This is a genomic window from Flavobacterium sp. PMTSA4, assembly GCF_032098525.1.
GTDB lineage: Bacteria > Bacteroidota > Bacteroidia > Flavobacteriales > Flavobacteriaceae > Flavobacterium > Flavobacterium capsici.
Genome location: NZ_CP134890.1, coordinates 2,139,831 through 2,162,179, shown reverse-complemented (window position 1 = coordinate 2,162,179; position 22,349 = coordinate 2,139,831). Strand labels below are relative to the sequence as shown.

General features: G+C 32.1%; 19 protein-coding genes. 9 read left to right on the top strand and 10 right to left on the bottom strand.

The genetic code is table 11. From position 1 onward, the window contains the following. Positions 1-33: 33 nt before the first annotated feature. The 6 genes from RN605_RS09845 to RN605_RS09820 all read right to left on the bottom strand — a co-directional run bounded on the left by RN605_RS09845 (position 34) and on the right by RN605_RS09820 (position 6,419). Positions 34-786: a tetratricopeptide repeat protein gene (locus tag RN605_RS09845; protein WP_313324487.1), complete on the bottom strand. Its 753-nt coding sequence runs from the start codon at positions 784-786 to the stop codon at positions 34-36. After that, the gene (locus tag RN605_RS09840) at positions 787-1,824 is read right to left on the bottom strand and encodes a VWA domain-containing protein (protein WP_313324486.1); all 1,038 of its coding nucleotides are present in this window, start codon (positions 1,822-1,824) and stop codon (positions 787-789) included. A gap of 7 nt (positions 1,825-1,831) precedes the next feature. Then, entirely contained in the window at positions 1,832-2,830 is a 999-nt protein-coding gene (locus RN605_RS09835) for a vWA domain-containing protein (protein ID WP_313325822.1), read from the bottom strand. Then, entirely contained in the window at positions 2,830-4,464 is a 1,635-nt protein-coding gene (locus tag RN605_RS09830; protein WP_313324485.1) for a hypothetical protein, read from the bottom strand. Before RN605_RS09830 ends, RN605_RS09835 begins: the two co-directional genes overlap by 1 nt. Positions 4,465-4,466: 2 nt before the next feature. Next, positions 4,467-5,336, bottom strand: a complete 870-nt coding sequence (locus tag RN605_RS09825; protein ID WP_313324484.1) for a DUF58 domain-containing protein — start codon at positions 5,334-5,336, stop codon at positions 4,467-4,469. 78 nt (positions 5,337-5,414) lie between these two features. Then, positions 5,415-6,419: an AAA family ATPase gene (locus tag RN605_RS09820; RefSeq protein WP_313324483.1), complete on the bottom strand. Its 1,005-nt coding sequence runs from the start codon at positions 6,417-6,419 to the stop codon at positions 5,415-5,417. Positions 6,420-6,668: 249 nt separating this feature from the next. Between RN605_RS09820 and RN605_RS09815 the strand changes: the two genes are divergently transcribed. The 5 genes from RN605_RS09815 to RN605_RS09795 are packed head-to-tail and all read left to right on the top strand — an operon-like array spanning position 6,669 to position 10,537. Beyond that, positions 6,669-7,535 (top strand): aldo/keto reductase, encoded by an 867-nt coding sequence (locus tag RN605_RS09815; RefSeq protein ID WP_313324482.1) that lies wholly within the window; start codon positions 6,669-6,671, stop codon positions 7,533-7,535. Positions 7,536-7,553: 18 nt separating this feature from the next. Next, positions 7,554-8,702, top strand: coding sequence for an ATP-binding protein (locus RN605_RS09810; protein WP_313324481.1), 1,149 nt, complete (start codon positions 7,554-7,556; stop codon positions 8,700-8,702). After that, a complete protein-coding gene (locus RN605_RS09805; RefSeq protein ID WP_313324480.1) occupies positions 8,695-9,423 on the top strand; it encodes a metallophosphoesterase family protein in 729 nt (242 codons plus the stop codon). The genes RN605_RS09810 and RN605_RS09805 overlap by 8 nt, the downstream gene beginning before the upstream one ends. A gap of 39 nt (positions 9,424-9,462) precedes the next feature. After that, positions 9,463-9,960 carry a DUF6646 family protein gene (locus RN605_RS09800; RefSeq protein WP_313324479.1) on the top strand — a complete coding sequence of 166 codons (498 nt, stop codon included), beginning with the start codon at positions 9,463-9,465 and terminating at the stop codon, positions 9,958-9,960. Between the two features lies 1 nt (position 9,961). Continuing rightward, positions 9,962-10,537: a PhnA domain-containing protein gene (locus RN605_RS09795; RefSeq protein WP_313324478.1), complete on the top strand. Its 576-nt coding sequence runs from the start codon at positions 9,962-9,964 to the stop codon at positions 10,535-10,537. Positions 10,538-10,605: 68 nt separating this feature from the next. Here RN605_RS09795 and amaB read toward each other — a convergent pair whose 3' ends face one another. The 3 genes from amaB to RN605_RS09780 form a co-directional block, all read right to left on the bottom strand. Next, positions 10,606-12,174, bottom strand: coding sequence for an L-piperidine-6-carboxylate dehydrogenase (gene amaB / locus RN605_RS09790; protein WP_313324477.1), 1,569 nt, complete (start codon positions 12,172-12,174; stop codon positions 10,606-10,608). A gap of 98 nt (positions 12,175-12,272) precedes the next feature. After that, entirely contained in the window at positions 12,273-12,806 is a 534-nt protein-coding gene (locus tag RN605_RS09785) for a 3-hydroxyanthranilate 3,4-dioxygenase (RefSeq protein ID WP_313324476.1), read from the bottom strand. A gap of 61 nt (positions 12,807-12,867) precedes the next feature. Continuing rightward, complete coding sequence (locus RN605_RS09780) at positions 12,868-13,971, bottom strand: endonuclease/exonuclease/phosphatase family protein (RefSeq protein WP_313324475.1); 1,104 nt, start codon at positions 13,969-13,971, stop codon at positions 12,868-12,870. 139 nt (positions 13,972-14,110) lie between these two features. On the opposite strand from RN605_RS09780, the gene RN605_RS09775 reads away from it, so the two are divergent. The 4 genes from RN605_RS09775 (at position 14,111) to RN605_RS09760 (ending at position 20,873) form a co-directional block, all read left to right on the top strand. Then, a complete protein-coding gene (locus RN605_RS09775) occupies positions 14,111-16,918 on the top strand; it encodes a TonB-dependent receptor (protein ID WP_313324474.1) in 2,808 nt (935 codons plus the stop codon). A 10-nt stretch (positions 16,919-16,928) separates the two neighbouring features. After that, complete coding sequence (locus RN605_RS09770; RefSeq protein WP_313324473.1) at positions 16,929-17,549, top strand: choice-of-anchor J domain-containing protein; 621 nt, start codon at positions 16,929-16,931, stop codon at positions 17,547-17,549. Between the two features lie 5 nt (positions 17,550-17,554). Further along, positions 17,555-18,877 (top strand): DUF5689 domain-containing protein, encoded by a 1,323-nt coding sequence (locus RN605_RS09765; protein WP_313324472.1) that lies wholly within the window; start codon positions 17,555-17,557, stop codon positions 18,875-18,877. A gap of 97 nt (positions 18,878-18,974) precedes the next feature. After that, positions 18,975-20,873 carry a S9 family peptidase gene (locus RN605_RS09760; protein ID WP_313324471.1) on the top strand — a complete coding sequence of 633 codons (1,899 nt, stop codon included), beginning with the start codon at positions 18,975-18,977 and terminating at the stop codon, positions 20,871-20,873. A 37-nt stretch (positions 20,874-20,910) separates the two neighbouring features. Here the strand turns inward: RN605_RS09760 and accC are convergent, their stop codons facing one another. Further along, a complete protein-coding gene (gene accC, locus RN605_RS09755) occupies positions 20,911-22,254 on the bottom strand; it encodes an acetyl-CoA carboxylase biotin carboxylase subunit (RefSeq protein ID WP_313324470.1) in 1,344 nt (447 codons plus the stop codon). Between the last annotated feature and the right edge of the window lie 95 nt (positions 22,255-22,349).

Below are 22,349 nucleotides of genomic sequence, written 5' to 3'. Positions count from 1 at the left end.
CTTTTGCAAATTAAATAGCTATTTTTCAATTTTTTACCAATCTTTCTCTGGTTTTTTAGGATTCACTCTTACTTTTTGTTGGTTTACTTTATCCTGAATTTTTTTCTCTTCATTATTTACGGCATCCAACATATTTTGAATTCGTTCTTTTGAAATTCCACCAGGTTGAGGCTTTGGTTGACCATTATTATTGTTTTTGTCTTGTTGGTCTTTATCTTTATCGCCTTCTTTTTTCTGGTCGTTTTTGTCCTTGTCTTTATCGTTTTTGTCTTTGTTGTCTTGGTCTTTTTTATCTTCTTTCTTATCCTTGTTTTTGTCTTTATTCTTATTCTTGTCGTCTTCGCTTTTAGGCGGATTATTTTCCAACATTTTTTTTGCTAAAGCAAAATTATAACGCGTTTCTTCATCATTTGGATTATTTCGCAACGCATTTTTATAGGCTTCAACGGCACTTTCATAATTTTTTTCAGTCATTAAACAATTGCCCAAATTGTGAAAAGCTTTGTGTTTGTCGGCTTTAGATTTTGCAACTTTTATAGCTTTTGCAAATTGAAACTTAGCTTCAGCTGCCTGTTTTTGGCGGTAAATAGAATTTCCTAAATTATATGAAGCAATTGCTTTTTTTGGAAATTTAGACTGTGAAATTCTATAATCAGCTTCAGCATCAGTGTATTTTTTTTCTGCAAAAGCTTCATTTCCTTCAGGCAAAGTAATGTCTTTGTTCTTTTTTTGTGCATTTGCAAAAAAAGAAGTCAACAGTAAAAAATATATTAGTAATCGTTTCATTTATTTCTTTTCATTAAACAAATTCATTTTTCGAACCCAATTTGTTTTTCGTTCCAAAAGGAAAATATCTAAAAACAAGAAGAAAAATCCAAAAGCTAAAAACCATTGAAATTGCGATTTAAAGTCGGCCATTTGTGTGCTTTCAAACTCAGTTTTTTCGATATTATCTAAAGCATTTTTTACATAAGCTAACACTTCTTTAGTTGAGTTTCCATCAACATATCCGCCTTTTGTACTTTTAGCAATAACTTTCAATACTTCAGAATTTCTTTTGGTTACTACAACATCATTGTTTTGGTCACGCTGAAAACTTTCAACAACTCCATTCCTTTTCAACGGAATTGGTCCACCTTTTTCGGTTCCAACACCAATAGTAATTATTTTTAAACCTAATTTTTTTGCTTCTTCAGCGGCATTTTCAGCATTATCTGAATGATCTTCGCCATCTGAAATTATAATTAACAACTTATTGGTTTTGTCTTTTTTATCAATAAACGTTGAAGCCAAATTAATTGCTTCGTCGATTGATGTTCCTTGTGAAGAAACAATACCTGGATTCATAGTTTGCAAAAACATTTTAGCAACGCTATAATCACTGGTTATCGGTAAAACAGGAAAAGCACTACCAGAATAGGCAATTACTCCAATTCTATCACTTCCTAACTGATTGATAATTTGCGAAACTAATTGTTTACTTTTTTCCAATCGGTTTGGAGCAACATCTTCGGCCAACATACTTTTTGAAACGTCAACAGCAAAAACAATGTCAATTCCTTCTCGTTTTACGGTTTCTAGTTTTGTTCCCATTCTTGGGTTTACCAATCCGATGATTAGACAAACCAATCCGACAGAAATAAGAATAAATTTTAAAATTGGCTTGAACGTTGATTTTTCAGGACTTAATTTTTCAATTAACGTCAAATCACCAAATTCGCGCTGTTTTTTTCTTTTCCAATACAATAAGTACAAGAAAACGACTGTCATTATTGGAATGACTAGCAATAAATAAAAATATCCTTTTTCTTCTAACTCGTACATAATTATATTAAATCATCGATCTGAAAATCGTGTTTCTTAATCCAAATTCAATAAGAATCAAAATTCCGGCAATCCAAACAAATGGTCTGAACTTTTCGTCATAATCATAAAATTTCAATTCTTGAATTTCTGTTGTTTCTAGTTTATTGATTTCTTTATAAATTTCTTCAAGCTTGCTATTACTTGTTGCTCTAAAATATTTTCCGCCCGTATTTTTTGCAATAGTTTGAAGCAAATTCACATCAATTTCTACAGGCATCATTTTAAATAAAAATCCTTTTCCGTTTGGTGCATAAGCATACGGAAACTCAGCCATTCCGTTTGTTCCTATTCCAATTGTATAAACTTTTATTCCAAAATCTTTTGCAATTTGTGAAGCTGTTTCAGGTTCAATAAAACCAGAATTATTTACACCATCAGTCAAAAGAATAATGACTTTACTTTTAGCTTTACTATCTTTTAAACGGTTTACAGCTGTTGTTAAACCCATTCCAATTCCGGTTCCATCTTGTAAAACTTGACTGTATTCAATGCTTCTAATGGCATCTTCAACGATAGCTTTGTCACTTGTAACTGGAGTTTTTGTGTAAGCTTCGGCGGCATAAAGCACAATTCCAATTCGGTCGTTTGGTCTTCCTTCTACGAAATTAGAAGCTACTTTTTTTAATGCTTCCATTCGGTTAGGTTTCAAATCTTTTGCTAACATACTACCAGAAACGTCGATTGCCATTACAATATCAACTCCTTTGGTTGATTTTGTTTGACTGCTAATATCAACCGTTCTTGGTCGAGCCATTGCAATGATTAATGAACTTAACGCTAAAATTCTAAATACAAAAAGAAACGATTTCAACTTTGTTTTCCATGTAGATGAAAATCCTTTAACCGAACTCATTTTTAGCGTCGCGGTTGTTTCTTTTCGTTTCCAAAAAAGCCAAGCAATCGCCACTGGAAGCAGTAAAAACAACCAGAAAAACTCAGGATTTAAAAAAGAAAAATCTTTCATCATTGTTGGTCGTAATTTTGTAATTCAACTGAGTTTAAAACTCTGTCCATTATTTCTTTTCCGTATTTGTCGTCTTCGCGATGCATAACGGTTATTTGTTGAATGCCGTTGCTTTGCGTGAAAATTAAAATTTCATAGTACATTTTTGTTGATTTTCCATTGATTTTGTCAATCATGGTCATTGTTCCATATACTTTTTTACCTTGAATTCCTTTTTGAGTGTCAAAGTCTTCGGATTTGAACAAGATATTTTTTGCACCTATTGTTTCAAATATTTTTACGCTTCCTTCAGCTGTTTGTGTCAAATCAACTTGTGTTTCTTGTTTAAAAGTTGCGGTAGAAACTCCAATATAAAAGTCATCCAACATACTACCATACATAAACATTTGCATTTCCTTAAGCAATGCCATTGTTTCTTTTGGCATAACTTTATTGGCATCATAACGTTTTAAAACTTTTGGAGTTTCAATACGAACGGATGGATTTCCGTATTCGCTATAAATCCATTCGCCTTCAACCAATTCTTTAGTTGGATGACCAATTAAATTATCTTTTACATAGTCAAAACCTTTAACATAAATCAACGTTCCAAGAGCAATAACTATCATTCCCAATACAATTCCAATGGTAGAAATGATGCGAACTCTTTTTTGTTTTTTGAGTTTTAAAAGGCGTGCTTTTTCTTTTTGTTCTTCATTCCACAATGCCAATTCATCATCTTCTTCTACTTCTTCTGGAATTGATTTATGAATAGTTACAATGCTATTTGAAATTCTTTTTTTGTCTTCTTCAATTTCAAAATCTAATGGTTTTGACTTGGCAAATTTTACCAAATCGGCTTGTTTTAAAACTTTTTCAAGATTTTCAACCGTTTCATTAGAAAGTTTAAGTTTCTTTTGTTTCGCTGCATTACGTAAACCTTCAATCAATTCAGAAGTAGTACTTTCCATGGCAGGAATTTGTATTTCTTCTTCAATATAATTACGAGCAATATCGGTTAGCTCAGAATAATAATTTTTAATTTCACCTTTTTGCCAAAGCTCTTTCTTTTCCAACTGTTGCAATAAAGTTGTTGCTTTTTCAATTGGCGATTTAAAAATGATAACTTCTGCTTTTGGTTCTGCTTGCTTCTTTTTGATAAAATAATAAACCAAAACGCCAAGACCAATTATTCCTAAAAAAATCAGCAAATAAATCCACCAGTTTCCAAATGGTTTTTCAACTGGAATAATGTTTTTGATGTCGTACATTTTTTGTTTTAATGTATCAACTTTTACATCGGCAATTTCAATTTGGATACTATCTGAAAAAACAGGTTTCCCATTAATGAAAACAGGAATTCTTGGGATTAAATATTTTCCACTATCAAATTGTGTTAAACCATATTTTTTAATCAATTCGTAGCAACTTCCTTTTTTTACCGTATCAATTTTATAGGATTCTAAAACTTCTAATCTTCCAAAAGTTTTGTTTTTTGGAAAAGTTACTTTAGCAGTTGTATCAACTTCTGTTTTGAGCGTTAGTTTAAATTCTGAACCAATTTTTTTCTTTGTAGAATCGATACTAGTTGTTACTTTTTGAGAAAAAAGCACATTCGATAGTAAAAGGAAAAATAAAATTATTTTAATTTTCATTATTAACTTCTTGATTTAAAATAACCTAACAGTTTGGTTACATAGCTTTCATTAACACGTGTATGAACAGTTCCTGAGCCACATTTTGAAAAAATATCTTTGAAATAGGCAACCTTATCTCTATAGTTTTTTTCGTAATTTATTCGGGCTTTTTTAGAAGTAGTGTCAACGGTTATTAATTTTCCACTTTCTGCATCTAACATTTCAATTACACCGATATTCAACATTTTTTCTTCACGAGTATCATAAACTCTAATTCCGGTAATGTCGTGTTTTTTACTGGCAATTTTCAACGTTTTTTCATAATCATCATCCACAATAAAATCGGAAATTAAAAAGACAATGGCTTTCTTTTTTTGTGTTGCTGAAAGAAATTTTAATGCTTGTGATAAATCAGTTTTTCTGCTTTTTGGCTGAAATTCTATCAATTCGCGAATAATTCTCAGAACGTGTGATTTTCCTTTTTTTGGTGGAATGTATAACTCAATTTGGTCTGAAAACAATATTAAACCTATTTTATCGTTATTCTGTGTTGCCGAAAATGACATTGTTGCAGCAATTTCAGTAACAATCTCGCTTTTTAATTGGTTTTTTGTTCCAAAACTTTCCGAACCCGAAATATCAACCATCAACATCATGGTCAATTCTCTTTCTTCTTCAAAAACTTTGATATATGGTTCGTTGTAACGTGCTGTTACATTCCAATCAATAGCACGAACATCATCGCCAAATTGATATTGACGCACTTCAGAAAAAGTCATTCCACGACCTTTGAAAGAAGTGTGATATTCTCCCGAAAAGATGTGATCGCTCAATCTTCGGGTTTTGATTTCTATTTTTCGAACTTTTTTGAGTAAGTCTTTGGTTTCCATTTTTTTAGTAATTAGTGAAGAGTGAAAAGTGATTAGTGCAAAAACATTTGCTATTTACTAATCACTATTTACTTTTTACTAAGGCACTTCAATTTCGTTTACAATTTTGTTGATGATGTCAACCGAAGTAACATTTTCAGCTTCAGCTTCATAAGTAACACCAATTCTGTGACGAAGAACATCATGAACTACAGCGCGAACATCTTCTGGAATGACATAACCACGACGTTTGATGAAAGCATAACATTTTGCTGCATTAGCTAAATTGATACTTCCACGTGGTGAAGAACCAAAACTGATTAATGGTTTTAAACTTTCTAATTTGTATTTTTCAGGATAACGAGTCGCGAAAATGATATCTAAAATATATTTTTCTATTTTTTCGTCCATGTAAACTTCACGAACGGCTTCTTGTGCTCGAAGAATTTGTTCGATTGAAACTACTTGATTTACTTTTTCATAACTTCCTTTTAAATTTTGACGAATTACTAAACGTTCTTCGTCCATTTTTGGGTAGTCAATAACTGTTTTAAGCATGAAACGGTCAACTTGCGCTTCGGGTAATGGATATGTTCCTTCTTGTTCAATTGGGTTTTGAGTTGCTAAAACTAAAAACGGTTTATCAAGTTTAAAAGTGGTTTCACCAATAGTTACTTGTTTTTCCTGCATTGCTTCTAACAAAGCCGATTGTACTTTGGCTGGAGCACGATTTATCTCATCTGCAAGAACAAAATTGGCGAAAATTGGACCTTTTTTTATAGAAAATTCATTTTGTTTGATGTTATAAATCATCGTTCCAACAACATCAGCTGGCAATAAATCAGGAGTAAACTGAATTCGACTAAAAGTTCCGTGAACCGCTTGTGACAAAGTATTAATGGCTAATGTTTTTGCTAAACCTGGAACACCTTCAAGAAGAATATGACCTTGACCTAAAAGTCCAATGAGTAATCTTTCAACCATGTGTTTTTGACCTACGATTACTTTGTTCATTTCCATGGTTAGTAAATCGATAAAAGCACTTTCTCTTTCAATTTTTTCATTAATTGCTTTAATGTCTAAAGCAGCAATATTTTCTTCCATATTTTCTTTTTTAAAACAGTCGGTTTAATGTGTTAAATTTTAACATTTCAAAAGTGACAATTAATTCACAAGCTCGATGTTAATAATGCGTTAAAACTTTAATTCTAAAGCAAACTTTAAGGATGTTTTATGATTTTGTTTTGCTATTTTTAAGACCTAAAATCTTTTTTAAAATTAGAGTGCCAAAATAATAAAATTTAAAAAAAATATACAATACAGAAATTTCTAATCTTTTAAATTGAATAAGTTATGAAAACAAAACTTTCTCCCATAATTGCAGGAACCATGAATTGGGGTATTTGGGATAAAAAACTTTCTACTAAAGAAATGGCACATTTAATCAATATTTGTGTAGAAAATAAAATTTCAACCTTCGACCACGCCGATATTTATGGAAATTATACCACTGAAGCTGATTTTGGAAAAGCTTTTACAGAAAGTAAAATGGATAGAAATAAAATCCAATTGATTTCTAAATGTGGTATTCAGCATGTAAATGGCAGAAATAATTCAATAAAACATTATGATTATTCGAAAGAATATATTGTTTGGTCTGTTGAAAATTCATTGAAAAATTTACAGACAGATTATTTAGATGTTTTATTGTTACATCGTCCAAGTCCATTGATGGTTGCTGATGAAATTGCTGAAGCCGTTGAAAAATTAAAAAAAGAAGGAAAAATTATTGATTTTGGTTTATCAAATTTCACCAATTCACAAACCGATTTAATTCGTCAAAAAACTGAAGTTACCTGTAATCAAATTCAATTTTCTGCAACACATCATCAGGCAATGCTTGATGGAAGTTTAGATTATATGCAAATTCACAATATTCAACCTATGAGTTGGAATCCATTAGGCACAGTTTTTAGAGAAGATATTGAGCAAACACGTCGTTTAAAAAAACTATTGGTTCAATTAGTCGAAAAATATGGCGTTGGTTCGGATACAATTTTACTTTCTTGGGTTTTAAAACATCCTGCAAAAGTAATTCCAGTTGCCGGAACAGTAAATATTGCTAGAATTCAACAATTAGATAAAGCAGTTAAACTCAATTTAGACAAACTGGATTGGTTTGCCATTTGGACAGAAAGTATGGGAAATAAAGTGCCTTAAAAAAAGGAAATTTAAACCATGATAAACAAGCGACTTCTTATCAAAAATTTACTAGCTCACAATGATGAGAGTACTTTTTATGATAAAAAACGCCAATTGAACTTACATACAAAGGAAGGAAAAGCAAAGTTTTTGAAGCATATTTGCGCTTTGTCTAATTCCAATCCTTCTAATAATTCCTATATTGTAGTTGGTGTAGAAGACGAAAGCAATGAAATTGTTGGGGATGATTTTTTTGATGATAGTAGGATTCAAAATCTCGTAAACGCTTATTTAGATAACCCACCTAAAATTCTTTACGAAAACGTACCTTTTCCACATTTGCCAAAAGATAGAGTTGTTGGTTTGGTTACTATTAAACCCAATCATAAAACATCTAGCTTCAAGAAAAATATTTATACCATTTTGGCCAATACAGTTTTTGTTAGAATTGGAAGTAATTCAATGCCAACCGAAGAGAAAATTCCATATTCCAAACTGAACATTGAAACGGTTATAAGTATTGAAAATAACTCAAGAAACAGCATTGCTCATACATTGGATGGTGTAATGGATTTTATGATTGAACGCCATGGCGATATGACTTCAAGTTACAGAGTTTTCAAAGAATTGTTTGTAGTTTGTTGGGCAGGAAATCCCAAAAAAATTAGAGAAACTAATTATTTATCGAGAGTTGATATTGAGTTAATTAACGAACAAATTAAGCTTTTTTATTCTGCTCTTGATGTGGTAACAATTTCTTTTGATGAAAGCACATTTAATATCACAGAACATGTACAACTTGGGTTGAATGACAAAACGAGTTACTATCCATTAGAAGAAGTAAAAATTCATTTTTTTGAAAATGGATATTACAAAATGGAAACAAAAATGCTTTTTGAACCACCAAAGTACAATCTGAAAATGTTGCATCATATTTATAATTCCAATATGTCATTGTTATCCAAATTGCAAAAAGGAATAGAATTATCAGAAAGAGAAAACAAAGACTTAATTAATTATTCATATACACTGATGATATGTTATTTAAACGGGTTTAGCGAAGCGAAAAAGAAAATTATTGAAGCGAAACCTTTTTTAAAAGCAAATTCAAATTCGTTGGTTTACTTGAATTTTAAAGAAGCTTTGCGAATTTTAAGAAAGATGAAATATAATGAAAATGAATAGAATATTAGTAATTGGTGACATTCACGGTGGTTTACATGCTTTGCATCAAATTATGGAAAGAGCAAATGTTACCAAAAACGATACTTTAATTTTTCTTGGAGATTATGTTGATGGTTGGAGCCAATCGCCAGAAGTAATTGATTATTTAATTGAATTGGGCGAAAAGCAAAACTGTATTTTTATTAATGGAAATCATGATGAATTATTATTAGAATGGCTTTCAGAAAGTGAAGATAATCTTGATTGGTATAGACATGGCGGTGAATCAACAGTTTTGGCTTATAGAAATGTTTCCTCTGAAACTAAAAGGGAACACATTGCTTTTCTACAATCTTTAAAGCCATATTATTTGGATGATAAAAAGCGTTTATTTATTCATGCTGGGTTTACCAATTTAAACGGAATTGATTATGAATATTTTCCAAAATTATTTAGTTGGGACAGAACATTATGGGAAACAGCATTAGCATTGGATGATTCAATTTCAAAAGAAAGCGAGTTCTATCCAAAACGTTTTAAGCATTATCATGAAATTTACATTGGTCATACACCAGTAACCCGAATCAATAAAACCGTTCCAATACAAAAAGCAAATGTTTGGAATATTGACACTGGAGCAGCTTTCAAAGGTCCGTTGACAATTATGGATATAGAAACAAAAGAATATTGGCAAAGCGAACCTGTTTTTACACTCTATCCTTTTGAAAAAGGAAGAAATTAATATAAATGGTTATTTTTGTCGAATAATAAATAAAGAAAAATGAAAAATATTTTTATCCTGCTGGCAGTTTTAAGTTTTAGTTTAGGCAATGCACAAGCATTTAAAGGAAAAGGCGACATAAAAGGTCAAGTAGGGTTAACACTGCAAGATGGTGGAACGGGAATTGGAATTTCTACTGATTTTGGTATTGGCGAAAACATGTCTTTTGGAATTGTGGCTGGTTATATGTTGAATGCTGATAAAATAGCTGATGTAAAACCACGTTTTGAAGACAGAGCAGATTTGAGAATTCGATTTAATGCTAATATAGGTAATGTTTTCAAGTTAGAAGATAACATGGATGTTTATCCAGGATTGAGTTTAGGACTTAGAAATTTTGGTGGTCATTTAGGATTTAGATATTTTTTCACAGATGGATTTGGTGTATTTGCAGAAAGCTCAGTTCCTTTAGCAAGATATGATACTGATGTAAATGGTTTTGAACACTATAACAACCAATTTATGTTTACAATCGGAACTTCCTTTAAATTAGACTAAAATGAGTATTGTAACTGAAAAAAGATTAAAAGACAGAAGCGGTTCAGTTTGTGAAATTAGCGGAAGTAATGAAAATTTGGTTGTGTATTTGGTTGAACCAAAAACAGAAGATATTCCAGAAAACTGTGTTTTAATATCTAAAAATTTAAAAGACCAAATTGAAAATCCTGAAACTATGAATCCAAACGATTGGCGTGGTTTGAGTGATAGCATGTGGAATGAAAATTTACCCGTACAAATAGTTTCTTGGCGAATGTTGGCAAGAATGAAAAATCACGATTTATTGGATATGATGTATCTTGACGATGATGCATTAGAATGGGCAAAAGCAACTGGCGAAGCCGATGATGATGAAGGAAAAATTATTCACAAAGATTCTAATGGAAACATTCTAAATGATGGTGATTCGGTAGTTTTAATAAAAGATTTGGATGTAAAAGGCGCAAACTTTACTGCAAAACGTGGCGCAGCAGTACATAATATAAAACTTGTTTGGGATAATGCCGAACAAATTGAAGGCAGAGTTGAAAACCAACATATTGTTATTTTAACTCAATATGTAAAGAAGACGAAGTAATCATATTTATCCAAATAAAAAGTCCCAAATATTTGGGACTTTTTATTTTCTTATATTTAGAGTAAGGATTATAAATCAAATTTGATTCCTTGTGCCAATGGCAATTGGTCTGAATAATTAACCGTATTGGTTTGTCTTCTCATGTATACTTTCCAAGCATCTGAACCGGATTCTCTTCCGCCACCAGTTTCTTTTTCTCCACCAAAAGCACCACCAATTTCTGCACCAGAAGTTCCGATGTTAACGTTAGCAATACCACAATCAGAACCAGCGAAAGACAAGAACTTTTCAGCTTCTTTCATTTCGTTAGTCATTATAGCTGATGATAATCCTTGAGCAACACCATTTTGAAGTTCAATAGCGTTTTCAACTTCTCCAGAGTATTTCATTAAATATAAAATAGGCGCAAAAGTTTCGTGTTGAACAATTTCAAAATGATTTTCGGCTTCAATTATAGCTGGTTTCACGTAACAACCACTTTCATAACCTTCGCCAGAAAGAATACCACCTTCAACCAATACTTTTCCACCTTCGGCTTTTGCTTTTTCAATAGCAGCCAAATACGCATTAACAGCATCAGTATCAATTAATGGTCCGATATGATTTTTTTGATCCAAAGGATTTCCAATAGTCAATTGTTTGTATGCGCCAACAATAGCATCACGAACTTTTTCATAAACTGATTCGTGGATGATTAATCTTCTTGTAGAAGTACATCTTTGACCGCAAGTTCCAACGGCACCAAAAACAGCACCAGGAACAACAACTTTTAAATCAGCAGTTGGAGTAATGATGATGGCATTATTTCCACCTAATTCTAATAATGATTTTCCAAAACGTTGAGCAACAGTAGTTCCAACAATTCTACCCATTCTGGTAGAACCAGTAGCGGAAATTAACGGAATTCTAGTATCTGTAGTCATCATTTCACCTACTTTATAATCGCCATTAATAATACATGAAATTCCTTCTGGTAGATTATTTTCTTTTAAAATTCCAGCAATAATATTTTGACAGGCAATTGAACATATTGGTGCTTTTTCTGAAGCTTTCCATACACAAACATCACCACAAATCCATGCTAAAGCTGTGTTCCAAGACCAAACAGCAACCGGGAAATTGAAAGCAGAAATGATTCCAACAACTCCCAAAGAATGCCATTGCTCACGCATTACATGTCCTGGACGTTCCGATGGAATGGTTTGTCCGTTCAATTGACGAGAAAGACCAACCGCAAAATCACAGATATCAATCATTTCTTGAACTTCACCGTAACCTTCTTGTAAAGATTTACCCATTTCATAGGAAACCAATTTACCAAGAGGTTCTTTTAATTCTCTTAATTTATTCCCAAATTGGCGAACGATTTCACCTCTTTGTGGCGCAGGCATAGCTCTAAAAGTTTTAAAAGCTGAAGTTGCTGCTTGCATTACTTTTTCGTAATCTGCTGCCGTTGTAGTTTTTACTTTTCCAATTAATTGTCCGTCTACGGGAGAATAACTTTCGATGATTTCACCGTTTGAAAACCATTCATTTCCTGTTGATGTTCCTTCATTTATGGCTTTTACACCTAATAGTTCTAATGCTTCAGTCATTCCAAATTGTTGAGCAATTGAATTTTGTGTTATTGTTGACATTGTGTGGTTTTTGATTTTAATTTTTAAATATTTATGCAAAAATAGAGGTTTATTTTAAATATTTAATAATATGAATATCTGGATATACGAGTAAATAATTATTTTACAAATCGTTTGTCAGTTTCCATAACATTTCCACAGTTTTTGCAAGTGCGAAGTTTTTCAGAATTATAAAAATGTTCAAAATGTTTAAGAAAATCAACTTCAATATCTTTCAATTCAAAGTATACTTCGTAAAGTTTATGATTGCAATTATCACAAAACCATAGTAAACCATCAGGAATTTCTCTTCCAACTCTTTTTCGTTCTACTACTAAACCAATAGAATTTTCTTTTCTGACAGGCGAATGCGGAATTTTTGCAGGCAACAAAAACATATCGCCAGCAGATAGTTTCATGGCTTTTTTTTCACCATTATCTTGAACGTAAACGGTTATTTCTCCTTCTAATTGGTAGAATAGTTCTTCGGTTTCGTTGTAGTGATAGTCTTTGCGAGCATTTGGCCCAGCAACAATCATAACAATATAATCACCCGAATCAACATATAGATTTTTATTTCCAACAGGTGGTTTTAATAAATGACGGTTCTCATCTATCCATTTATTAAGATTGAAAGGTTTTTGAACGGACATAGTTTTTTTACGAATTTACTAAAAATAAAAAAGGTTAGAAAAACTAACCTTTTAAAATTATTTATTTAATTTCCTTAAGTAGATAAATGAAAACGGGAAAGTGATCACTAAAACCAGGTGCCGCATTAGAATTACGCAACGGATATCCTTTATATTGGCCTGAGGTTTGTATCATATATGGTTTATTGTATATACCAGCTTTCCAGTAACGGAAAGAGGAATAGTCTTTTCTAGTAAATGCTTCTGAAATCATAATTTGGTCAAAAATATCACCAGAATCTCTCCAAAATAAAGACGCATTTCCTTTATAAAACATTTCCTCAAAAGGATTGTATATATCTGATGAACTTTTTAATTCTTCTTTCTTGCGTTTGGCTCCAATACCTTCCTTAACACTTTTGTTATATGTACCATCATTTAAATCACCCATAGTAATAATTTTTGCATTAGGATTAATAGCAATTAAGGAGTCAATTATCTTTCTGTTAAGTCTTCCTGCCGCTTCTCTAAAAGGTGAACTTTTCTTTTCTCCTCCAGAACGTGATGGCCAGTGATTTACAATAATATTTACTTCTTCTCCGTCTAAATATCCTGTAACCAATAATTGATCTCTTGTATAAACTCTTTCATCAGAATTGGTTGTTGTAACATCATCAGTAGCTTCTTCTTTATCTTTTTTATCACCTTTTCCTTCTTGATTTTTATAAATAATCAAAGGAATATTTCTATAGCTAGTTGGTTTAAAATGCTTTTTTTGATAAAGAAACCCAACATCTATTCCTCTTTTGTCTGGAGAATCAAAATGTACAATTCCATAGTCTTTATTGATCAATAAAGGTTCCTTTACTAAATCTTCTAAAACACCTCTGTTTTCAATTTCACAACAACCTAATAATGTTGGTGAGTTATTTGGGTTTTCACTAGTTCCGATTTCTGAGATAACTCTGGCTAAGTTGTGTAATTTTTGCTTGTATTTAGCACCAGTCCAACTCATTGCTCCATTTGGAAGCCATTCTTCGTCATTATTTGGACCATTAATGGTATCAAATAAATTTTCTAGATTATAAAATGCTACAGTATGAATATTGTACTTTTTTGTCTGTCCATTTGCGCTCATAATTGCGAATAGTCCAAAGAAAACAGCTATTAATTTTTTAATTCTCATAAAAGTTATATTAATTTAATATCAAGTTTTTTACAAACTTCGGGCCAAAAGTAAATAATATTATTAAAAGATGTACATTTGCAGGCTGTTATATTAATATTAAATATGACAAAAAAAGAAATATAATCAAATTTTATTTATGAAAAAACTTGTTTTTAGTACACTACTTGTTTTACAGACATTATTGACTTTTGCACAGTCAATTACTGGTATTACAGGTAAAGTGATTGATTCAAAAGCACAAAAACCATTACAAAATGTTGTTGTTTCAATCCAAAACACAAATTTTACATCTTTAACTGATGCTACAGGGACATTTGTTATAAAAGATGTAAATAAAGGCTCTCATCTTTTAAAAGTTTCAAGTGTTGGTTATAAAGACCAATTACTTTCAATTGAAATTGAAGAAGGGAAACTTATAGATTTAGGAATCGTTGTTTTAGATGAAGACATTACCGCGGAACAGCAACTAAGTTTAGTTACATTAACAGAGAATGATTTAGGAGATGATAATAGTGGTTCTGAAAGTACTTCAGGATTACTTCAAGCATCAAGAGATGTTTATCAACAAGCTGCCGCGTTCAATTGGGGACAAGCCCGTTTTAGAATAAGAGGTTTTGATAATGAATATGGAACAACTATGATAAACGGTATCATAATGAATAAGTTATATGATGGAAGACCACAATGGAGTAATTGGGGCGGATTAAATGATGCTACTCGTAATCAAGAGTTTACAATGGGTTCAGCACCTTCAGATTATACTTTTGGGAATGCTTTAGGAACTCAAGAAATTAATACAAGAGCTTCATTTTATCGTCCAGGAACAAGACTTACTTTTTCAGGAACAAATACAAATTATAGTTGGAGAACAATGGGAACTCATGCATCTGGATTAAGTAAAGATGGTTGGGCATTTGTAGTTTCTGCATCAGGAAGATGGGCAAAAGAAGGTTTCTTTGAAGGAACAGATTACGATGCAAAATCTTTGTTTGCAAGTGTTGAGAAAAAGTTTAATGAAAAACATAGCTTAAACCTTACGGCAATTTATGCTCAAAACAAAAGAGGAAAATCTTCTCCAAATACTCAAGAAGTTACCGATTTAATGGGTTATCAATATAACTCTTATTGGGGTTGGCAAGATGGAAAGAAACGTAATTCTAGAGACAAAGAAGTTGATGAACCTATAGTAATGCTTTCTCATTACTGGAAATTATCGGATAACACGAGTTTGAATACCAATGTTGCCTATCAAACTGGTAGAATTTCAAACTCTAGATTAGAAAATCCTTTAGGAAACAATCCAGATCCTACTTATTATAGAAAATTACCAAGTTATTATTTTAATAATCCAGATAGCTGGCAAACGGTAACTAATCCTGATGGTTCAACTTCTCAAATAAATCCAGAAGCTATTTTAGCACAACAACAATTTCTAGCAAACAGTCAAATTAATTGGAATGCAATGTATGTTGCAAACCAAAATACTGCAACTGGTGAAAGTGCCTATGCTTTGACTGAACAAAGAAATGATGATAACACGCTTACTGCAAATATGCTATTAAGTAGTGTTATTTCTAATAATATAAGTGTAAATGCAGGAGTGAGCTTCAGAAATGTAAAATCACATAATTATGCTGCAGTTATTGATTTATTAGGTGGAGATTATCTATTAAATGTAGACAGATTCTTTTTAGGAGACAACAGTCAGTTTGACTTAAATAATCCTAATCAACATGTTATCGAAGGTGGAACTTTTGGTTATAACTATAATCTTTTTGCAAACGTTGTTGACGGATTTACTCAATTCAAATTCAACTATAAAAAATTTGATTTCTATTTAGCTCAAACTTTTTCAAGAAGTGAGTATCAAAGAGAAGGGTTGTATAGAAGTGGAAATTATGTAAACAACTCATACGGCAAAGGAGATTCTAAAGTATTTGAAAATTTTGGTTTCAAAGGAGGTTTGACTTATAAATTAACAGGCCAGCATTATTTTGACTTTAATGGAATGTATTTAACAAAAGCACCAAACTTGAGAAATAGTTTTTATAACTCAAGAAGAAGTAATGAATTTACAGAAGATTTAAATAGTGAAAGAATCATAAGTGCTGATGGAAGTTATATTTTGAGAATGCCAAAATTCAAGGCAAGAGTAACAGGATTCTATTCTAAAATAAAAGATGCTACTGAAATTGCTTTCTTCTATGCTGAAAACGTAAGTGATGCAGAAGGTGATGAAGACTCTTTTATTACAGAGATTGCAACAGGTGTTGAAAAACAAAATTTAGGTGTAGAATTAGGTTTAGAATATCAAATTACTTCAACGATTAAAGCTACAGTTGCTGCTTCATATGGGCAATATACTTATTCTAACAATGCAAGATTACAAACAAGCGACGACAATTTAGCTTCTCAAGGGTTAAGTCCTTTAACAGATTTTGGTACGGTGTACTTAAAAGACTACCACCAACCAGGAATGCCACAACAAGCATATTCTTTTGGATTAGAATACCGCGATCCTAATTACTGGTGGATTGGAGCAAATATTAACTATTTATCGGATAGTTATATTAGTCTTTCTAAAATTATGCGTACAGATAATTTTAGTATTAATAACGAAACTGGAGTTTCTTATTCAGGAGCTACACCTGAAACAGTTAGAAATATTTTAAAGCAAGAGAAATTTGATAGCTTTTCTTTACTAAATTTAACAGGAGGAAAATCTTGGAGAATTAGCAATAAAAACCGCAACACTTTTGGATTTTTTGCATCTATAAATAATGTATTGGACGTAGAATATAAAACAGGTGGTTTTGAACAATCAAGAAAAGCTACATATCCTGATCTAGTGGCTGATAATGCTAACGGAACACCATCATTTGGGCACAAGTATTTCTATGGATACGGAAGAACATATTTTGTTAATTTCTATATTAACTTCTAAAATAAAGACTATGAAAAAAAATATTTTAAAATCAATTTTCTTGTTAGCAATTACTTCTATATTGCTTGCAAGTTGTGTAAAGGAAGATGATTATGTACTTCCAACAACTAGAGTTCCATTTTATCAAGAAGAATTTCAGGATATTCAGCATGATACAAACTTAGATTTGACAGGTTGGACAAATTATGCCGAAGTTGGTACTAAACTCTGGAAAGAACGTATATACCAAGGAAATGGTTATGCAGAATTTAATACCTATGGTTCTGGAGATGCAGTAAATATAGGTTGGTTAGTTTCACCTGGATATGATCTTACTGGTTATGAAAACCCAAAATTTTGTTTTCAATCAGCTCAAAACTTTGTCTCTAGTGATGAAAATAAATTACAGGTTTATGTTTCTACAGATTATGATGGAGTAAATGTGTTAAATGCAACTTGGACTGAAGTTACTGCTAAAATCGCTGATAAAAACACTACAGGATATAAATTTATCCCATCAGGGGAAATAGATTTAAAAGCATTTGAAAATCAAACAATTTATGTGGCTTTTAAAGTTACAGGTTCTGGTACTAACACTAGTTTAGATGGATTATTTGAAGTAGATAATCTATATATATACACATCAAAATAATAGCTATGAAAAATTTAAAATTAGTATTAACAGCATTTGTATTCGCCGCTATTTTTAGTTGTGCAAATGATGATCATTATTCAACTCCAGATTTATCAAATGAATGTGTGAGTATTTCAAAGACCAAAGAAGTTTTAGATATTACTAGCATCGCTACAGCTTCAGCAACACAATATACACCAGCAGAAGGACTGAATGAAGATTATATAGAAGCTTATGTAACTTCCAGTGATGAAGGTGGAAACTTTTATAAATCTATTTCAATGATGAATTTAGACGGTACTGTTGGATTTAGTATGCCAGTGGATAATTATAATTTATTCAATGAATTTGAACCAGGAAGAAAAGTAACTATTAAACTAGATAAAAACAGATACTTTAACAAACAACACGGTTCAACTGTTTTAGGTTCTTCTTATAACAATGGTGTGGGTAGAGTTTCAGGAGTAGAATACAAAGATGTTATTTTTAGATCATGTGATAATGTTAATGAAGACAATATTACAAAACATCTAACCGTAGCTCAAGCAAAGAATGATCAATATTTGAATATGTTGATAGAATTTGATGCAGTTCAGTTTACTAATGTTTCTTTGGATAAAAAATATTTTGATGCTTCTGTAAATAATCTTGGTGGAGCAACAAACCATGAAATCACCGACAAATTCGGAAATAAAATTATTGTTAGAGTTAGCGAATATGCAAAATTTGCAGGAGATAAAATACCTTCAGGAAATGGAAAAATTCGTGGAGTTCTAACAAAATACAATAATGATTATCAATTTATGATTAGAACTTTAGAAGATGTTCACATGATGGATACTAGATATGTTCCAACTACATTTTTTGAAGAATCATTTGCAACAAATTTTCCAAATTGGGTTGTTAAAAATGTAACAGGTTCTAATCAGTGGGCTGTTCAAGCATCTTTTGGAAACCCAACATACAATGCCTTTATAAATGGTTTCGGCAATAACAATGAAGACTGGTTAATCTCTCCATCTATTAATTTAAGCACAAATACTTTTGCTATTTTATCATTTGAAACAAGTACACGTTTTAGTGGACCAGCATTACAGGTTTTTGTTTCAACAGATTATGACGGAACGAGTGCTCCAAATACAGCTACTTGGACACAACTTACAGGTTTTAATTTACCTGCTTGGACTAGTGGAACTTATACTTCTTGGAGCGCTGGTGCTTCAGGTGGAATTAATATTTCTTCATACACTGGAAATTCAAATGTTAGGGTTGCTTTCAAATATACATCTACAACATCTTCTGCAGCAGCATGGGAAGTTGATAATGTTAAAGTGGTAGGACAATAACTTTTAACTCATAATGACTTTAAAAGCCTCGATTTTTCGGGGCTTTTTTATTTTAATCACATTATCATTACTTTTACAATTCCTAAAATTTATTCTAATGAAAAAAATAGCACTATTCATTTTTACCTTTATGGCATTACCAGCAATCGCACAACAAGTATTATCCCCTGAAACATTATGGAAACTCAACAGGGTTTCTGTTTTAGGAATTTCAAACGATGGAAAATCAATTATTTATAAGGTTTCAACACCTTCAGTCGAAGAAAACAAATCGTCTTCTAAAACATATATTATTCCAATAAGTGGCGGAACTCCAGCAGAAATAAAAGATACCAAAGACATTCTTAAAGATAAAAATGTTTCCCCTGATGCTAAATACATTCTTTCTACAGAAGAAGTAAAAGTAGAAAAAGTGCATGGCAAAGACTATTATTCAGAATTAGAAAAATCCAATGTTCAAATCTATAATAGTTTAGACTATCGCCATTGGGATAAATGGAATGACGGTACACACAACCACGTTTTCTTTGCAGAGAATAAAGACAAAGCAAAACCAACAGACATCATGCTAAACGAACCTTTTGATAGTCCACAAAAGCCATTTGGAGACGATGAAGATTACATTTGGTCACCAGATAGCAAAAGCATCATCTACGTTTGCAAGAAGCTTGCAGGAACGCAATATGCAATTTCTACCAATACCGATTTATACGAATATAACATCGAAACAAAAAAGACTAAAAATTTAACAGAATCCAATAAAGGTTACGATACAAATCCTGCTTTTTCACCAAACGGCGATTTAACTTGGTTGCAAATGAAGCGCGATGGCTATGAAGCTGATAAAAACGACATCATCGTTCGTTTTAAAGGAATGGATATCAACCTAACAGCCAATTGGGATGGAAGCGTTGACAGTTTTCAGTGGAGTGCCGATGGCAAAAAAGTATATTTCATTGCAGCAGTTGACGGAACAAAACAACTTTTTGAAGTAAATTTTCCAGGGTTAACAAGAATTGCAATTACAGTTAAACAAATTACCAATGGCGATTTTGATGTAAATAGTTTAGTTGGTTTTTCGGGCGAAAATGCAATAATCACTAGAACTGACATGAACCATGCAGCTGAAATTTATTCATATAATCTAAAAAATAAAGAATGGAAGCAAATCACAAAAACAAATGATGATATCTATTCAAAACTTTCCCTGCCAAAATTCGAAAAAAGATACGTATCCACTACTGATAACAAGAAAATGTTAGTTTGGGTAATCCTTCCGCCAAATTTTGATAAAAACAAAAAATATCCAACACTGCTTTATTGTCAAGGCGGACCACAATCACCATTAACACAATTCTATTCTTTCCGTTGGAATTTCTCTTTAATGGCTTCACAAGGATATATTGTTGTGGCACCAAACCGTCGCGGAATGTATGGTCACGGACAAGCTTGGAATGAGCAAATTTCTGGCGATTGGGGCGGACAAGTAATGAATGATTACCTTTCAGCTATAGACGATGTTTCTAAAGAAAGTTATGTCGATAAAAACCGATTAGGATGTGTTGGCGCAAGTTATGGCGGTTATTCAGCGTTTATGTTAGCAGGAATTCATAAAAATCGTTTCAAAACATTCATTGCTCACGATGGTGTTTTCAATTTAGTGAGTATGTACGGAACAACCGAAGAAGTATTCTTTGACAATTGGGAACACGGCGGTGCATATTGGGAGGACAATGTAATAGCAAAGAAAACCTATACAGCTTTCAATCCAATTACCTATGTAAACAATTGGAATACGCCAATACTAATCATTCAAGGAGGCTTGGATTTCAGAGTACCAATTGGTCAAGGACAAGAAGCCTTCCAAGCAGCACAATTAAAAGGAATAAAAAGCCGATTATTATATTTTCCAGAAGAAAACCACTGGGTGTTAAAACCACAAAATGCCATCGTTTGGCAAAGAGAATTCTACAAATGGCTTAAAGAAACATTATAAAATAAAAACCCTACTTTTTAGTAGGGTTTTTTATTTCTTACACTTCTTTCATTTTGAAACTTTCCATAAACTTAGTAGTATAGTTTCCTTCTACATAATCTGGTTCATCCATCAACTGTCTGTGGAATGGTATTGTAGTTTTAATTCCTTCAATTACAAATTCATCTAATGCACGTTTCATCTTATTGATTGCTTCTCCACGAGTTTGAGCAGTAGTAATTAATTTCGCAATCATAGAGTCATAATTCGGCGGAATAGTATAACCAGCATAAACATGCGTATCAAGACGAACACCATGACCTCCAGGAGCATGTAAAACGGTTATTTTTCCTGGCGATGGTCTAAAGTCATTATATGGATCTTCGGCATTAATACGACATTCTATAGAGTGTAATTGTGGCAAATAGTTTTTTCCAGAAATTGGTACACCAGCAGCCACTAAAATTTGCTCACGAATCAAATCATAATCGATAACTTGTTCCGTAATTGGGTGTTCTACCTGAATACGAGTATTCATTTCCATGAAATAAAAGTTTCTGTGTTTATCTACTAGAAACTCTACTGTTCCTGCTCCTTCATAACTAATATATTCGGCTGCTTTAACTGCTGCTTCACCCATTTTAGTACGTAATTCATCTGTCATAAATGGCGAAGGAGTTTCTTCGGTTAATTTTTGATGACGACGTTGAACAGAACAATCTCTTTCCGAAAGGTGACAAGCTTTTCCATAAGAATCACCAACAACTTGAATTTCAATATGTCTTGGTTCTTCAATCAGTTTTTCCATATACATACCATCATTTCCAAAAGAAGCTGCAGCTTCTTGACGAGCACTTTCCCATGCTTTTTCAAGTTCTTCTTCTTTCCAAATAGCACGCATTCCTTTTCCACCACCACCAGCGGTAGCTTTCATCATTACTGGGTAACCAATTTCTTTGGCAACTTTTTTGGCTTGTGCAAAATCTTCTAAAATTCCTTCCGAACCTGGAACACAAGGAACACCTGCAGCTTTCATTGTAGCTTTTGCAGTAGCTTTATCTCCCATTTTTTCAATCATTTCTGGAGATGCGCCAATAAATTTTATACCGTGTTCTTGACAAATTTTAGAAAATTTAGCATTTTCAGATAAGAAACCATAACCTGGATGAATAGCGTCAGCATTTGTAATTTCTGCTGCTGCTATGATATTAGACATTTTTAAGTAAGAAAGATTACTTGGCGGCGGACCAATACAAACGGCTTCGTCAGCAAATTTTACATGCAAGCTTTCAGAATCAGCAGTTGAATATACTGCTACGGTTTTTATTCCCATTTCGCGACAAGTTCTAATCACTCTTAGGGCAATTTCACCTCTATTGGCTATTAATATTTTTTTGAACATAATTTTTTAAATTAGATAAGTAGATATTTTTGGATTGTTAGCGATTTTAGAGTTTATAATTATTTATTAAAATCTAAAATCTAAAATCTAAAATC

What these genes read in the sequence shown, in the direction of transcription:
- RN605_RS09775 (WP_313324474.1), top strand. Translation starts at nt 14,111, where the DNA reads ATGAAAAAACTTGTTTTTAGTACACTACTTGTTTTACAGACATTATTG.
- RN605_RS09770 (WP_313324473.1), top strand. Translation starts at nt 16,929, where the DNA reads ATGAAAAAAAATATTTTAAAATCAATTTTCTTGTTAGCAATTACTTCT.
- RN605_RS09765 (WP_313324472.1), top strand. Translation starts at nt 17,555, where the DNA reads ATGAAAAATTTAAAATTAGTATTAACAGCATTTGTATTCGCCGCTATT.
- accC (WP_313324470.1), bottom strand. Translation starts at nt 22,254, where the DNA reads ATGTTCAAAAAAATATTAATAGCCAATAGAGGTGAAATTGCCCTAAGA.
- RN605_RS09805 (WP_313324480.1), top strand. Translation starts at nt 8,695, where the DNA reads ATGAATAGAATATTAGTAATTGGTGACATTCACGGTGGTTTACATGCT.
- amaB (WP_313324477.1), bottom strand. Translation starts at nt 12,174, where the DNA reads ATGTCAACAATAACACAAAATTCAATTGCTCAACAATTTGGAATGACT.
- RN605_RS09830 (WP_313324485.1), bottom strand. Translation starts at nt 4,464, where the DNA reads ATGAAAATTAAAATAATTTTATTTTTCCTTTTACTATCGAATGTGCTT.
- RN605_RS09835 (WP_313325822.1), bottom strand. Translation starts at nt 2,830, where the DNA reads ATGAAAGATTTTTCTTTTTTAAATCCTGAGTTTTTCTGGTTGTTTTTA.
- RN605_RS09840 (WP_313324486.1), bottom strand. Translation starts at nt 1,824, where the DNA reads ATGTACGAGTTAGAAGAAAAAGGATATTTTTATTTATTGCTAGTCATT.
- RN605_RS09815 (WP_313324482.1), top strand. Translation starts at nt 6,669, where the DNA reads ATGAAAACAAAACTTTCTCCCATAATTGCAGGAACCATGAATTGGGGT.
- RN605_RS09845 (WP_313324487.1), bottom strand. Translation starts at nt 786, where the DNA reads ATGAAACGATTACTAATATATTTTTTACTGTTGACTTCTTTTTTTGCA.
- RN605_RS09760 (WP_313324471.1), top strand. Translation starts at nt 18,975, where the DNA reads ATGAAAAAAATAGCACTATTCATTTTTACCTTTATGGCATTACCAGCA.
- RN605_RS09825 (WP_313324484.1), bottom strand. Translation starts at nt 5,336, where the DNA reads ATGGAAACCAAAGACTTACTCAAAAAAGTTCGAAAAATAGAAATCAAA.
- RN605_RS09810 (WP_313324481.1), top strand. Translation starts at nt 7,554, where the DNA reads ATGATAAACAAGCGACTTCTTATCAAAAATTTACTAGCTCACAATGAT.
- RN605_RS09785 (WP_313324476.1), bottom strand. Translation starts at nt 12,806, where the DNA reads ATGTCCGTTCAAAAACCTTTCAATCTTAATAAATGGATAGATGAGAAC.
- RN605_RS09795 (WP_313324478.1), top strand. Translation starts at nt 9,962, where the DNA reads ATGAGTATTGTAACTGAAAAAAGATTAAAAGACAGAAGCGGTTCAGTT.
- RN605_RS09800 (WP_313324479.1), top strand. Translation starts at nt 9,463, where the DNA reads ATGAAAAATATTTTTATCCTGCTGGCAGTTTTAAGTTTTAGTTTAGGC.
- RN605_RS09780 (WP_313324475.1), bottom strand. Translation starts at nt 13,971, where the DNA reads ATGAGAATTAAAAAATTAATAGCTGTTTTCTTTGGACTATTCGCAATT.
- RN605_RS09820 (WP_313324483.1), bottom strand. Translation starts at nt 6,419, where the DNA reads ATGGAAGAAAATATTGCTGCTTTAGACATTAAAGCAATTAATGAAAAA.